Consider the following 12,403-nt stretch of genomic DNA (forward strand, 5'->3'; position numbering starts at 1 on the left):
GGAGTGCACATGCTGATCCTCTTCGGCTGGCGGACGACGATCGAACAGCTGCGCATGCTGTCGCTGGTGTGCGGGCACTGCCACAACCAGGCGGCGCACCACCTGTTCCGCCGCCGCACCAAGCCCACGATCTTCTTCATCCCGCTGTTCACGATCAGCAGCCGGTACGGGCTGCAGTGCACGTTCTGCGGGGTCTCCTACGACATCAGCAAGGCGGACGCGCTTCAGCTCGGCGCACACGTCTGACAGCCGGGCGCGTGCTCGTCGGTCGTGACACGCCCGCAGTCGGGGCAGACCAGTTCGAGCAGGCAGGCCGGCTCAGCCTCAGGCCTGTCAGGCCTCTCGTCACCGTCAGCCATGCTCCGAGCCTACGCGTCATCGTCCGACAATTTTTTCTGTCTTGACGAATGAAGTTGTCGGAGTGAGGATGAGAGCATCCACACGAGCCAGGAGGAGAGCTGATGGGCCACGCGTTCGAGAGCACCGACGAGATCGAGGTGCCGGCGTCCGTCGACGAGGTCTGGACGGCCATCGCCACCGGGCCGGGCATCGACTCGTGGTTCATGGGCCGCAACGAGGTCGCGGACGGCAAGGTCAAGACGGCCTTCGGCGGGTACGAGCCGACGAGCGAGATCACCGCCTCGGAGCCGGGCCGCCGCTTCGCCCACGACAGCGGCAAGGCACCCGACGGCCGGTTCATCGCCTACGAGTTCCTCGTCGAGGGCCGCGAGCACGGCAGCACCGTGCTGCGGATGGTCACGAGCGGCTTCCTGCCCGGCGACGACTGGGCCGACGAGTTCGAGGCGATGCAGCTCGGCGGCGCGCTGTTCGTCAGCACGCTCAGGGAGTACCTGACGCACTTCGCCGGCCGCACGGCCCGGCCGATCACGGTCTTCGGGCCGATGGTCAGCGACTGGGACGAGGCGTGGAAGAAGCTCGACGAGGCGATCGCGGTCAAGCTCCCGGACGCCGTCGAGTTCCACCGCAACGCCCACACCCTCGCCCTGCGCACCGACCGGGGCACGTACCGCTTCATGCGCGGGTTCTTCGGGCCGTTCATCGCCGCGCACAACGTTTTCGAGGGCGACGAGTCCGAACAGGACTGGCAGGCGTTCCTCGACACCACCCTGGGAGAGCAGGAATGACGCGCTTCACGACCTCCGCCGACGGCACCGAGCTCGCGTACTCGATCACCGGTTCCGGGCCCGCGCTGATCCTCGTGGACGGCGCGATGTGCCACCGCATGTTCGGCCCGTCCACCGAGCTGGCGTCCGTGCTGGACAAGAACTTCACCGTCTACACCTACGACCGGCGCGGGCGCGGCGAGACCGGTGACGGCGCGACGCCGTGGTCGGTCGAGCGCGAGATCGAGGACATCGCCGCGCTGATCCGGGAAGCCGGCGGCAGCGCGTTCGTGTTCGGCCAGTCCTCCGGCGCGGTGCTGGCGCTCGACGCGGCGACGAAGCTGCCGTCCATCACCCGGCTCGCCGTCTACGAGCTGCCGATGGTCGTGGACGACACGTACCCCCCGCGGCCCGCCGACGTCGTGGCCACGATGGACGGTCTCATCGCACGTGGTGAGCGTTCCGCCGCGGTGTCGACGTTCATGAAGATGGTCGGCGTTCCCGGCATCGGCCTCGCCATCATGAAGCTGACCCCGGTGTGGAAGAAGCTCAAGGCCGTCGCCCACACGCTGCCGTGGGACCTGCGCATCCTCGGTGACGACGGCCGCGGTGAGCCGTTGCCGGCGGACCGCTGGACCGTCGAGGTGCCGACGCTCGTCATGAACGGCGGCAAGAGCCCCGAGTACCTCCGCAACACGATGAAGAACGCCGCGGAGGTGCTCGGGGACGTGGAGCACCAGGAGCTGCCGGGTCAGACGCACATGCTCAAGGCCTCGGCGGCGGCACCGGTGCTGGTGGAGTTCTTCTCGCGGGCCCAGCGCGCCGCCGGTCCCATCGCGTAGCCGGCCACGACGAAGAGCCCGCCGACCAGCAGCCCCCGCCGAGCACCGCGGTGGATTGACCCTAGTGGCGGGGCAAGACAGCGCTACTTCTTTGGGCCGATTTCGTGCCGGTCCACGACACGGCGTAAGCCAGCGCGGCAATGATCACCGCGACGAACACGCAGGTCAGGAGCACGTCGCCGTACCCGTGCGGGCGCGGGTCGAGGAACGGGTACGGGTACCAGTCCGCGACCGGGCCCCGGACCAGCGTGTACGTCAGGTAGACGAGCGGGAAGGACAGCCAGGTCCACGCCCTCTTCGTCTTCTCGGGCGCGATGAGCCATTCCACGACCACGAGGATCGGCGCGACGACGTGCAGCACCCAGTTCGCGTAGGCGGGTGTCTGCACGTCGATGCCCCGCAGCAGCAGTGCGTAGACGATCCCCGTCGTGGTCATGTAGAGCACGGCCGCGCCCCTGATCTGCCCGGACACCGGACTGAACACGCCCAGCAGCGCCACCACCGCCGCGAAGACGTTCGACAGCACGGTGAAGTAGCTGAAGTGGTTGACGAAGCGGAACCGCTCCCCCAACGCCACCACCAGGTACACCTCTGCCGAAAGCACCAGCAGGAACACCGCCATCCGGAGCAGCTTGATCACGCCCAGCATTAGAGCGCGGTTGCGAGCACCTCGCTCGTCGCGGAGACGTGCCGGCGCCGAGACGGCAGCATCAGCGTCGGGTGCTCAACGCTCCAGGCCGCGCCCCTGCAGATGAGCTCCTTGACGCGGGCCGCCGTCTTCCCGGTGAGGGCGGACGGTTTGGGCTGGTCGTCGGCGGTCACCCACTGCACGATCGCGTCGCCGCGGCCGAGGCTCATGCACTGCGCGGTGTAGCCGATCTTGTTCTGCGGGACCTCGCGGCCGGTCAGGCGCGCGGCGATGGCATCGGCCGCCAGATGGGCCGCCGGAACGCCCGAGGCGCAGGACATCCGCAACGCCTTCCCGCTCGCGCCGGGCGCGAACGCCGCGTCACCGACGGCGTACACGTCCGGGTGAGAGACCGACCGCATCGTGTCGTCGACGACGATCTGGCCCGTCTCCGCGACCTGCAAGGTGGTGGCGGCCGTGATGGGGTGGACGGCGAATCCGGTGGTCCACACGGTCACGTCGGCGTCGATCATGCGGCCGTCGGTGTGCTCGTGCACCGCGATGCCGAGCCGGTCGAACACCTGACGCAGGTGCTGCCGCGCCTTCTCGCTCAGCCAGTCGCCGAGCCCACCGCGCGCCGCGAGCGAGACGCGCAGGTCCGGCCGGGCGTCGGCGATCTCGGTGGCCGCCTCGATGCCGGTGAGGCCGCCACCGACGACGAGCACGGTCGCGCCCGCACCGAGAGCCGCGAGCCGTGCACGCAACCGTTGCGCGGACTGCTTTCCGGCGAGGTCGTAGGCGTGCTCGGGAACCTCGCGGGCGGCACTGCCGAGCGCGTACACGAGGGTGTCGTAGGGGATCTCGCCGCTGTCGGTGGTGACGACCCCGCGTTCGGCGTCGACCGCGGTCACACGCGCCAGCCGCACCCGCACGCCGGTGCCCGCGAAGACGTCGCTCAACCGGCGGACCTTCAGGTCCTGACCTGCCGCCAGCTGGTGCAGGCGGACGCGTTCGACGAACTCCGGGTCGGCGTTGACGAGCGTGATCTCGGTGCCGGACGGGTGCAGCCGCCGGGCGAGGCGGCCGGCGGCGTTGGCTCCGGCGTATCCGGCTCCGAGAACGACGATGCGGTGCTTCATGGTTTCGCTCCTGTCTGGTTCGTGATCGCTTCCTGAACCGGACAGCGCCGCGAAACCTGACAGGAGTGGCCTGTGAGCTGGGTCACCAGCTCGCGACGAGGGGCTCCCCGTGATCGGACGCGGCCCACTCGCGCGTGGCCCGGTCGAGCTTGGCGGGGTTGGCCTGCGTGTGGACAGCCGTGATGCCCTCGGTGGTCACCTCAAGAGAGACGACGATGACGACCCTGTCACCGTTCACCATCACCAGCGCGGGCACGCCGTTGACGACCGCGGCGAACAACGAGGGGCTGCCGCCGACCAGCGCCCGCTTGGCCTCGCCGGGGGTGAACAGCGTGCGCAGGAACCGCGCGACCCTGAGCGCACCGGTGATCGGCTTCGGCAGGCTCACGAACACACCGCCGGCGTCGCCGGCGCTGATCGCGTCGTCGGCGAGCAGCTTCACCAACGAGTCGGTGTTGCCGCTCAGCGCCGCCGCGAGGAACTCCTCGACGATCTTGCGCGCGCCGGCCGCGTCCACCTCCACGCGGGTCCTGCCGGTGGCGAGGTGCTGCTTGGCGCGCCGGTAGATCTGCTGCACGTTCGCCTCGCTGAGGTCGAGGACCTCGGCGATCTCGCCGTGCGCGTACCCGAACGCCTCGCGCAGCACGTAGACGACCCGTTCGTTGGGCGAGAGCCGTTCCATCAGGGTCAGCATCGCGATCGAGACGGACTCGCGCTGCTCGACGGTCTCGGCCGGCCCGAGCATCCGGTCGCCGGCGAGGACCGGTTCCGGCAGCCACTGCCCGACGTAGGTCTCGCGCCTGGCCCGCGCCGAGGTGAGCCGGTTGAGGCAGATGTTGGTGAGCACCTTCGTCAGCCACGCCTCGGGCGTCTCGACGAGCGCGTGATCGGCGGCCTGCCAGCGCAGGTAGGTGTCCTGCACCGCGTCCTCCGCGTCGGCCGCCGACCCCAGCAGCCGGTAGGCGATCGCCTCCAGCCGCGGCCTGGACTCCTCGAACAGCATGGTCCGCAGTAGATCACGGATGCATGCGCGCGCCCTTGAAGATTTTGTCGACGGCGTTCTTCTGGCCGTGCACGGCGATTCCGACCAGATCGAGGTCCTGTGTGTGGACCTTGCGCACAGTCGCGCGGTTGTCGTCGTCGTTGCCGGTCGCGAACAGGTCGGCGGTGAAGATGGCCATGGGCTGGTTGCGGTTGAGTGCGCGCTCGTGGGCCTTCTTGAGCAGGTCCTGGTCGCCCTGCAGGACCACCACGGGCTGGCCGAACATCGGGAGGTAGTGCACGTCGTCGGCGTCCACGTACGGCTCGCCGCGGAGCTCGTCGGGCAGGCCGCTGACGAGGAAGGCGGTGACGTTCAGCGCCTGCCAGCCGGCCAGGTCGTCCCGCAACAGCACAGCGATCTTGGTGTCGAACATGGGTCTCACGATCGCGGCCATCCGGTGGTGGCGTCTTGTACGTTTCTGACATGCACGTCGCGGCTTGGAAGCCGGACGTGGAAGGCATCCGAGAGGTCTTCCACGCCACGTTCACCACGCACGCCTACCCGACGCACACGCACGACGCGTGGACGTTGATGCTGATAGACACGGGTGCGGTGCGGTACGAACTGGACCGTCACGAGCACGGCGCGCTCGTCAACGGCGTCACGCTGTTGCCGCCGCACGTGCCGCACGACGGGCGATCGGCCTACCCGACCGGCTTCCGCAAGCGCGTGCTGTACCTGGACGGTCCGGTGCTGCCGGACCAGCTGATCGGCAAGGCCGTCGGCACCCCGATGCTCGTCGATCCGCTGTTGCGGCGGAGGTTGCACCAGTTGCACCTGTCGCTGGAGGACCCGTTCGAGGCGTCGAGCAGGCTGGCGTTGATCACCGAGCGGATCACGCACGACTTCGCGGGCACCTCCGCGGTCGTGCACGCGGACCCGACGCTCGCCGACCGGTTGCGGCAGCTGCTCGACGCGTCACTGCCCGACGGGATGACGCTGAACGCGGCTGCTCAGGAGTTGCAGGCGAGTCCGACGCACCTTGTGCGGGCGTTCAGCAAGCGGTTCGGGCTGCCGCCGCACCAGTACCTGACCGGGCGCCGGGTGGATCTCGCGCGCCGCCACCTCGTGGACGGGCGGCCGGCGGCGGAGGCGGCGGTGCTGGCCGGGTTCCACGACCAGTCGCACCTCACGCGCCATTTTCGCCGGGTCCTGGGTACGAGTCCCGGCCGGTTCGTACGCTGACACCGTGCACGTCGGCATTCTCGGCCCCGTTGAGGCGCATTCCCCGGACGGCAAGGTCTCGGTGGGTGGCCCGCGGCCGCGCACCCTGCTGGCGTTGCTGGCGCTGCGGGTGGGCGACATCGTCCCGCTCGACCGGTTGATCGACGAGCTCTACGGCTCCGAACCGCCGTCGGACGCCGCGAACGCGTTGCAGGGACAGGTTTCCCGGCTGCGCAGGGCTCTCGGGGACGCGTCGCTGATCGAGTTCCACCCCGCCGGCTACCGGTTGGTTCTAGCTGCTGGGCAGGTCGACGCGCATCGGTTCGCGGAGCTGGCCGCGGAGGGTCAGCAGGCGCTGGAACACGGTGATCCGCAGGGTGCGGAATCCCTTTTGTCCGAGGCACTTCAGCTGTGGCGCGGTCCCGCGCTCGCCGACGTCGACGCGCCGGATCACGCGACGCGACTGGAGCAGCAGCGGTCGGCCGCCACGAACGCGCTGATCGCCGCGCGCATCCGGCTCGGCAAGGCCGACGTGCCGGAGATCTCCGACCTCGTCGCGCGGCACCCGTTGGACGAACGCCTGCGCGGCTACCTGATGCAGGCGCTGAACCAGCAGGGGCGGCAGGCCGAGGCGTTGCAGGCCTTCGAGGACGCCCGCTCGTTGCTCGCCGAGGAGCTCGGCACCGATCCGTCACCCGAACTGCGCGCGATCCACCTGCAGATCCTGCGCGGGCAGACCCATCGCGAACTGCCCGCGCAGCTCACGAGTTTCGTCGGCAGGCAGGAGGAACTGCGGCGGCTCGCCTCGCTGACGTCGCGGTTGGTCACCCTGACCGGGCCGGGCGGCGCGGGCAAGACCCGGCTCGCGCTGCAGAGCGCCGGCCCCGGGGCGATCTTCGTCGACCTGGCGCCGGTGAAGGACGTGCCGGCGGCGACGCTGCAGGCGTTGGGGCTCAAGGAAACCGTGCTGGCGCCGGAAGACCGGCTCACGCTGGCGTTGCGCGAGCGCGACGCGTTGCTGATCCTCGACAACTGCGAACACGTGATCGTCCAGGCGGCCCGGCTGGCGCAGCACCTGCTCAGCACGTGTCCCTCGTTGCGCATCCTGGCGACGAGCCGCGAGGCCCTGGGGATCACCGGTGAGACGCTGTGCCCGGTGCCGCCGTTGAAGCCCGAGCAGAGCGTGGCGTTGTTCGTGGACCGCGCCCGGCTGGTGAACCCCGCGTTCGCGCAGGACCAGCACACCGTCGACATCTGCCGCGAGCTGGACGGCCTGCCGCTCGCCGTCGAGCTCGCGGCGGCACGCACGCGGACGTTGACGACCCAGGAGATCGCAGCCCGCCTGGGCGACCGCTTTCGCCTGCTCACCAAAGGAAACCGCGCCGCGGCACCACGCCACCAGACCCTGCGCGCCGTCGTGGAGTGGAGCTGGGACCTGCTCGACGCGGACGAACGGGATCTGGCCGCGGCGCTGGCGACGTTCAGCGGCGGGGCGACGCTGGAGGCCGTCGAACAGGTCTGCGGGCACGACCTCGAAGTGCTGGAAGCGTTGGTGGACAAGTCGTTGGTGGAGGCCGTCGACGGCCGCTACCGCATGCTGGAGACGATCCGCGAGTTCTGCTCGCAGCACAAGCGGGTCGACGCCGAGCACGCCGCGTACTTCCTCGCGCTCGCCCGGCGCGCGGATCCCGAACTGCGCCGGCGCGACCAGGTGCGGTGGTTCGCACGGCTGACCGCCGAGCACGCGAACTTCCTGCAGGCGCTGGAGTGGGCGACCGAGCACGACCCGGACCTGGCGTTGCAGCTCGTCTCGGCGCTGTCCTGGTACTGGTACGTGAAGGGCAGCCGCACGGAAGTCGAAGGCGCGGCGCGGAAACTCCTCGCCCGCGTGCCGGAACAGTCCACAGAGGAATACGCGATCCTGCTCGCCCTGGCCGCCCCGGAACGCGTGCAGAACCTGTTGGAGCACCTGAGCGGCCCGATCAGGCAACCGTTCGTGCTCGTCGCGTGGGCGATGCTGGTCGGCCCGCCGGACCCGGACGCGCCGCGCACAGAGCTGCAGGACGAGGTCGAGCGCAGCCAGGACCCGTGGATCCAGGGCCTGATCGGGTTCAGCAACTCCTACACCGGCTGGGCCGCCAGGGGCGACCGGGCGGAGGCGATCGCGCAGGCCCGCGAGGCGTTGCGGCAGTTCCAGGACCTGGGCGAACGCTGGGGCGCGGCCCAGGTCATGGACGTGCTGGCCAACCTCACCGAGGACCCGCACGAGGCCCTCGCCCTGACCGACGAGGCACTGCGCGCCGTCGGCGAGCTGGGCGCCGAGGAGGAGCTCGCCGAGCTGCGCGGGCGGCGCGCGGACCGGTTGCTCGACCTCGACCAGGACGAGGCCGAGCGCGACTACCTGCAGGCGCTGGAGATGGCGACGCAGGCCGGTCTGTCCGCGACTCGGGCGCTCGCGAAGGCGGGCCTGGCCAAGATCGCCCAGCGCCGGGATGACCTCGTGCGCGCCGAGCAGCTGCTGCGGGAGGCACAACAGGAGCTCGGGTTCGGGTGGATGCACAACGCGGCCAAGCTGCACGTGGAGGAACTGCTCAGCGAACTGGTGCGTAGTCGGGAAGCTTGATCGCGGTGGCCGCCCTCAGGTCCATCCGCGCGACCATCGGCATCTTCGGCAGCAGTCCGAACATCCTGTCCCGCACCCACATCCCCAGCCGCGTGGCGGGTGCGAGGAACGGGCCGGGATTGCCCTGGCACCCCCGCGCGTACGGTCCGATCAGGGCTTCGTACCTGGCGAACGCGCCCTCTCCCGCCGCCATCTCCCCCGCCAGCACGTAGGCCGAGACGACCGCGAGCCCGGTTCCCATGCCGCCCAGCGTGGAGCCGTACCCGGCGTCACCGATCAGCGTGACCCGCCCGGAGCTCACCGTCGGCATCCGCACCTGGCTGATCGAGTCGAAGTAGACGCCGGGCGCGATCACCTCGAACGGCATCAGCTCCGGCGGCACCGACGACCTGTACATGAGCCACCCCGGCGCGGTCACCGCACCCAGGGAGCAGGTCAGGTCGCGGTCGTCGCCGTCGGCGTCCCAGATCGCGAAGTAGTAGCCCTGGAACCTGGGCCGGTAGTCCGGGAAGACCAGCCGCCGCACGCCGGACCTCATGCCGTCCGCGCCGATCACGAAGTCGAACCTGCGCGACGGCCCGCGCGCGAAGGTCACGTCGACGCCGGCGCCGTCGTCGTGCAGCGAGGTGATCCAGTCGCCGAACACGTACTCGGCGTCCGAGGCGCTCGCCTCGTGCAGCAGCCGGGACAGGTCGCCGCGGCGGATCTCCACCTCCCCTCCGGTGAACGACGCGGGCAGCCGCGCCCGTTCACGTCCGTCGGGGTCGCGGAACACCATGTCACGCGGTGAGGTCCGCGCTGCCCGCACGGCGTCGAGCACGCCCATCCGTTGCAGCACGGACAGATGCGCCTCGCCGCGGAAGTCCACGGCCTGACCGCCGGGGCGCAACGACGGTGCCCGCTCCACGACCGTGGGCGAGAAGCCGAAGCGTGCCAGCCAGTGGGCGAGCGCGGGCCCGGCGATGCCCGCTCCCGAGATCAAAACGTCCATGGCGGGAAAGGGAACGCCGGGCCGCTGACCGAACGCCTACGGTTCGCTGATGGCCTTCAGCATCTGCGCGATCTGGCCCTGTCTTGAGGTGGCCACGCGCTCCGCGTAGGCGACGGTCTCCGGGTTCGAACCGTTCTTCTTCTCCGTCAGCGCCATCTCGACCGCGGCACCCTGATGTCCGGCCATCAGGTTGAGGAAGGTGAGGTCGAAGTCCGCGCCACTTTTGTCCTTGGTGCCGTCGATGACCTTGTCGTCGAGCAGCGGCTGACCTCCGTGCGCGGCGTGCAGGTTCGCGCCGCCGCCCTCCGGTTTGCCCCAGAGCTTCAGCCACGACTTCAGCGTGGTGAGCTCCTCGCGTTGCGTGGTGTTGATCGCTCCCGCGAGGTCCTTCACCTCCTGCTTGCCGGCCTTCGCCATCGCCAGCTGGGAGAGGCTGATGCCGAGCTGCAGGTGGTCGACCATCATCTGCACGAACGTCACGTCCGCGTCGTTGAACCTCGCGCTGGCGGCGGGTACGGGTGGTGCGGCGGAGGTGGCGCCGTGCCCGTGGCCGGACTGGCCCTCCGGCACGATCGCCTCTCCGCCGCACCCCGCCAGCGCCAGGACCGCGACCGCGATCACCAGGCGCTTCATCGGATCAGATCTTCTCCCACAGCGACGCCGCGTTCGGCGGTTCCCAGCCGGTCAGCGACGTGTGCGCCTGGCGGCACCGGTAGCTCGATCCGCCGTAGGTCACCGTCGCACCCACCGCGTAGTAGGTGTTGGGCGCCCACGTGCCACCGACCGGTGGTGCCGTCGTGGTGGTAGTGGTCGGCGGCGGGGTCGGGTTGCCGCCGGTGCCACCGATGTTGATGTCGATGCAGTTGTAGAACGCGTTCGCCGTGTCGGCGATGTTCCAGATCGCGCGGAGCTTCTGTCGGCCGGAGAACCCGTTCAGGTCGATGGTGTGCCGCACCGGGTCGACCGGCGCCGCGTTGCCGCCGTCGACGAAGCCGACGCGCGTGCCACCGATGTAGTACTCGTAGTCACGCGTGCGGTGGCGGGCGGTGAACGTCCAGGTCAGCGTCAGGCTGGTGCCGGTGTTGGTCACCTGCCAGGGCAGGCCGTCGTTGTCCAGCACGGTCTTGAAGTCCTGGCGGTCGCCGGCGCAGGTCGTCTGCCCCTTCAGGCCTTCGGCGCTCTGCGGTTCCCACTGGGGACCACCGCAGTTCTGCACCGCTCCGGAAGCGCATTGCGCCTGCCTGCTGGGCGGCGACGACACGTAGCCATGCGCGCTGGCCGAGCCGACCGGTGTGATGAACACGATTGCGGGGACAGCGGCCATGACCAGCGCCGCTTTTCGGGTGAGTTTCATCGTCCGAACTCCTTGGATCGTTCCCAGGCGGGGTGGGCCCCGTGGCAGGGGTGGGAACCGGGAGCGCTGCAGGTCGCTCGCCGATCCAGTTTCGGTGTGGTCTAGACCATAAACCTGCGCTCGGAAAGCGGTCAAGCAATCACCGGCCGTGGACCTCAACCCGGTGTCCGTCAACAGGTCCACGCACGCAACTGGTCTTGTCACCGCCATTCGGAGTGGTATTCACCCCGGCGGGGTAACCGGACCGCATGCGCGACTTCACCCAGCCCGCCAGGGCGACCGGCCCCGGCGTCGTGTCCGACGGCCGGCTCGGCACGTCCACGGTGCTCGTGATCGATCCAGCCGGCGAGGCCTCGCACGACGAGATCCCCGCGACCTGGCGGCCACTGGCGGACCGCATGCGAATCGTGTGGCTCCGCGTACCGGCCGCCCCCACCTGGAAGTCCACAGTGGACAAAGTGCTGACCAGGCACCGCGACGACACCTCGACCGTGCTCGACGTGGTCACCAGCGGCCCTGTCGCAGCCGACGTGGTCGACCTGGTCCGCAGCCACTCGGACCTGGTCCGCTCGGTCCTGCTGGTCGACCCCGAGGTCGAGGTCGACGAACCCTTCGCCCGCGTGGTGGTCCGCAGCCACGACACCCCGGACGACCGCATCCCGGCCCCGCTTCCCCTGGGCCACCCCGACGTGGTGTCCGGTGTGGTCAGCGCCCTCGACGACCTGAACGCTTAGGTTGCGGAAGTTTCGCTGAACCGGACAGAACGGCCACCCGTATGCCCACACAGGGAACCGAACCGGGAGGCCTTCATGCGTGCGCGTCTGCTCATCCTCGTGCTGGGACTGCTGGCACTGACGGGCTGTTCGACGTCCGGGGGCGGCGACTCCGGTCAACCGGCGGCCAATGACGACGATGCGAAGTTCTCGCTGATGATGATCCCCCACCACCGGCAGACCATCGAGATCTCCAAGATGGCCCTGGAGAAGTCCAAGGACGAGTTCGTCGTCAACGTGGCAGACAAGATCTCCACCGCCGAAGCGGGCGAGATCGAGCAGATGGCCACCTACCTGCGTTCCTGGAACATCCAGGTCCCCGGCGACGACGCCGCCGCCACCCACAAGATGGCGGGCATGATGACCCAGAAGGACTTCGACTCCTTGAAGGCCGCCCAGGGCAAGCAGTTCGACGACCTCTTCCTCGCCGCCCTCTCCCGCCATCTGCGCAGCGGCGTCGACATGGCGAAGGACGCCCAGACCAAGGGCGTGCACGTGGGCTCGAAGGCGCTGGCCGGCAAGATCGTCGTCTCCCAGTCCGAGGTCATCGACCAGATCGCGGCCAAGAAGAAAGCCTGACGCCGCACGCTTCCCGCCGCAGGCCGCTCGTCGCGGTCGATGAAGGGCTCCTTCATCCAACACAGCAGGAAAGGAGATGGCCGCGCACGTACAACCGCCGGGGGGGGCCCCGCCCCCAGCCCCCCCAAGGGGGGGGTGTTGAAA

Annotated in this window: 14 protein-coding genes; 7 read left to right on the forward strand and 7 right to left on the reverse strand. The window is 69.6% G+C overall.

What is annotated here, in order from left to right; translation table 11 throughout:
* Positions 1-9: 9 nt before the first annotated feature.
* The 3 genes from ABZV40_RS07325 to ABZV40_RS07335 all read left to right on the forward strand — a co-directional run bounded on the left by ABZV40_RS07325 (position 10) and on the right by ABZV40_RS07335 (position 1,966).
* Positions 10-246, forward strand: coding sequence for a zinc-ribbon domain-containing protein (locus ABZV40_RS07325; RefSeq protein ID WP_355437108.1), 237 nt, complete (start codon positions 10-12; stop codon positions 244-246).
* Positions 247-461: 215 nt separating this feature from the next.
* Positions 462-1,145 (forward strand): SRPBCC domain-containing protein, encoded by a 684-nt coding sequence (locus tag ABZV40_RS07330; protein ID WP_355437110.1) that lies wholly within the window; start codon positions 462-464, stop codon positions 1,143-1,145.
* Complete coding sequence (locus ABZV40_RS07335) at positions 1,142-1,966, forward strand: alpha/beta hydrolase (RefSeq protein ID WP_355437112.1); 825 nt, start codon at positions 1,142-1,144, stop codon at positions 1,964-1,966. Before ABZV40_RS07330 ends, ABZV40_RS07335 begins: the two co-directional genes overlap by 4 nt.
* 61 nt (positions 1,967-2,027) lie before the next feature.
* Here ABZV40_RS07335 and ABZV40_RS07340 read toward each other — a convergent pair whose 3' ends face one another.
* The 4 genes from ABZV40_RS07340 to ABZV40_RS07355 form a co-directional block, all read right to left on the reverse strand.
* Positions 2,028-2,606 carry a Pr6Pr family membrane protein gene (locus ABZV40_RS07340; protein WP_355437114.1) on the reverse strand — a complete coding sequence of 193 codons (579 nt, stop codon included), beginning with the start codon at positions 2,604-2,606 and terminating at the stop codon, positions 2,028-2,030.
* A gap of 8 nt (positions 2,607-2,614) precedes the next feature.
* A complete protein-coding gene (locus ABZV40_RS07345; protein WP_355437116.1) occupies positions 2,615-3,733 on the reverse strand; it encodes an FAD-dependent oxidoreductase in 1,119 nt (372 codons plus the stop codon).
* Positions 3,734-3,815: 82 nt separating this feature from the next.
* Positions 3,816-4,736, reverse strand: a complete 921-nt coding sequence (locus ABZV40_RS07350; RefSeq protein ID WP_355437118.1) for an RNA polymerase sigma-70 factor — start codon at positions 4,734-4,736, stop codon at positions 3,816-3,818.
* 13 nt (positions 4,737-4,749) lie between these two features.
* The gene (locus ABZV40_RS07355) at positions 4,750-5,148 is read right to left on the reverse strand and encodes a DUF2000 domain-containing protein (RefSeq protein WP_355437120.1); all 399 of its coding nucleotides are present in this window, start codon (positions 5,146-5,148) and stop codon (positions 4,750-4,752) included.
* 50 nt (positions 5,149-5,198) lie between these two features.
* Here ABZV40_RS07355 and ABZV40_RS07360 point away from each other — a divergent pair, with 50 nt between their 5' ends.
* Both ABZV40_RS07360 and ABZV40_RS07365 read left to right on the forward strand, forming a co-directional pair.
* A complete protein-coding gene (locus tag ABZV40_RS07360) occupies positions 5,199-5,960 on the forward strand; it encodes an AraC family transcriptional regulator (RefSeq protein ID WP_355437122.1) in 762 nt (253 codons plus the stop codon).
* 4 nt (positions 5,961-5,964) lie between these two features.
* Positions 5,965-8,562, forward strand: coding sequence for a BTAD domain-containing putative transcriptional regulator (locus ABZV40_RS07365; RefSeq protein ID WP_355437124.1), 2,598 nt, complete (start codon positions 5,965-5,967; stop codon positions 8,560-8,562).
* On the opposite strand, the gene ABZV40_RS07370 is transcribed toward ABZV40_RS07365, so the two are convergent.
* The 3 genes from ABZV40_RS07370 to ABZV40_RS07380 are packed head-to-tail and all read right to left on the reverse strand — an operon-like array spanning position 8,531 to position 10,907.
* Positions 8,531-9,553: an FAD-dependent monooxygenase gene (locus ABZV40_RS07370; RefSeq protein ID WP_355437126.1), complete on the reverse strand. Its 1,023-nt coding sequence runs from the start codon at positions 9,551-9,553 to the stop codon at positions 8,531-8,533. The two genes, ABZV40_RS07365 and ABZV40_RS07370, sit on opposite strands and share 32 nt — an antisense overlap.
* A 36-nt stretch (positions 9,554-9,589) precedes the next feature.
* Positions 9,590-10,186 (reverse strand): DUF305 domain-containing protein, encoded by a 597-nt coding sequence (locus ABZV40_RS07375; protein ID WP_355437128.1) that lies wholly within the window; start codon positions 10,184-10,186, stop codon positions 9,590-9,592.
* 4 nt (positions 10,187-10,190) lie between these two features.
* A complete protein-coding gene (locus tag ABZV40_RS07380) occupies positions 10,191-10,907 on the reverse strand; it encodes a lytic polysaccharide monooxygenase (RefSeq protein WP_355437130.1) in 717 nt (238 codons plus the stop codon).
* 248 nt (positions 10,908-11,155) lie between these two features.
* Between ABZV40_RS07380 and ABZV40_RS07385 the strand changes: the two genes are divergently transcribed.
* Together ABZV40_RS07385 and ABZV40_RS07390 are read left to right on the forward strand one after the other, a co-directional pair.
* Entirely contained in the window at positions 11,156-11,641 is a 486-nt protein-coding gene (locus tag ABZV40_RS07385) for a hypothetical protein (protein WP_355437131.1), read from the forward strand.
* Positions 11,642-11,716: 75 nt separating this feature from the next.
* Complete coding sequence (locus tag ABZV40_RS07390; protein WP_355437133.1) at positions 11,717-12,259, forward strand: DUF305 domain-containing protein; 543 nt, start codon at positions 11,717-11,719, stop codon at positions 12,257-12,259.
* The last annotated feature ends 144 nt before the right edge of the window (positions 12,260-12,403 follow it).

This window comes from Lentzea sp. NPDC004782, from assembly GCF_040609115.1.
Lineage (GTDB): Bacteria > Actinomycetota > Actinomycetes > Mycobacteriales > Pseudonocardiaceae > Lentzea.

What these genes read in the sequence shown, in the direction of transcription:
- ABZV40_RS07325 (WP_355437108.1), top strand. Translation starts at nt 10, where the DNA reads ATGCTGATCCTCTTCGGCTGGCGGACGACGATCGAACAGCTGCGCATG.
- ABZV40_RS07330 (WP_355437110.1), top strand. Translation starts at nt 462, where the DNA reads ATGGGCCACGCGTTCGAGAGCACCGACGAGATCGAGGTGCCGGCGTCC.
- ABZV40_RS07335 (WP_355437112.1), top strand. Translation starts at nt 1,142, where the DNA reads ATGACGCGCTTCACGACCTCCGCCGACGGCACCGAGCTCGCGTACTCG.
- ABZV40_RS07345 (WP_355437116.1), bottom strand. Translation starts at nt 3,733, where the DNA reads ATGAAGCACCGCATCGTCGTTCTCGGAGCCGGATACGCCGGAGCCAAC.
- ABZV40_RS07350 (WP_355437118.1), bottom strand. Translation starts at nt 4,736, where the DNA reads ATGCTGTTCGAGGAGTCCAGGCCGCGGCTGGAGGCGATCGCCTACCGG.
- ABZV40_RS07355 (WP_355437120.1), bottom strand. Translation starts at nt 5,148, where the DNA reads ATGTTCGACACCAAGATCGCTGTGCTGTTGCGGGACGACCTGGCCGGC.
- ABZV40_RS07360 (WP_355437122.1), top strand. Translation starts at nt 5,199, where the DNA reads ATGCACGTCGCGGCTTGGAAGCCGGACGTGGAAGGCATCCGAGAGGTC.
- ABZV40_RS07370 (WP_355437126.1), bottom strand. Translation starts at nt 9,553, where the DNA reads ATGGACGTTTTGATCTCGGGAGCGGGCATCGCCGGGCCCGCGCTCGCC.
- ABZV40_RS07375 (WP_355437128.1), bottom strand. Translation starts at nt 10,186, where the DNA reads ATGAAGCGCCTGGTGATCGCGGTCGCGGTCCTGGCGCTGGCGGGGTGC.
- ABZV40_RS07380 (WP_355437130.1), bottom strand. Translation starts at nt 10,907, where the DNA reads ATGAAACTCACCCGAAAAGCGGCGCTGGTCATGGCCGCTGTCCCCGCA.
- ABZV40_RS07385 (WP_355437131.1), top strand. Translation starts at nt 11,156, where the DNA reads ATGCGCGACTTCACCCAGCCCGCCAGGGCGACCGGCCCCGGCGTCGTG.
- ABZV40_RS07390 (WP_355437133.1), top strand. Translation starts at nt 11,717, where the DNA reads ATGCGTGCGCGTCTGCTCATCCTCGTGCTGGGACTGCTGGCACTGACG.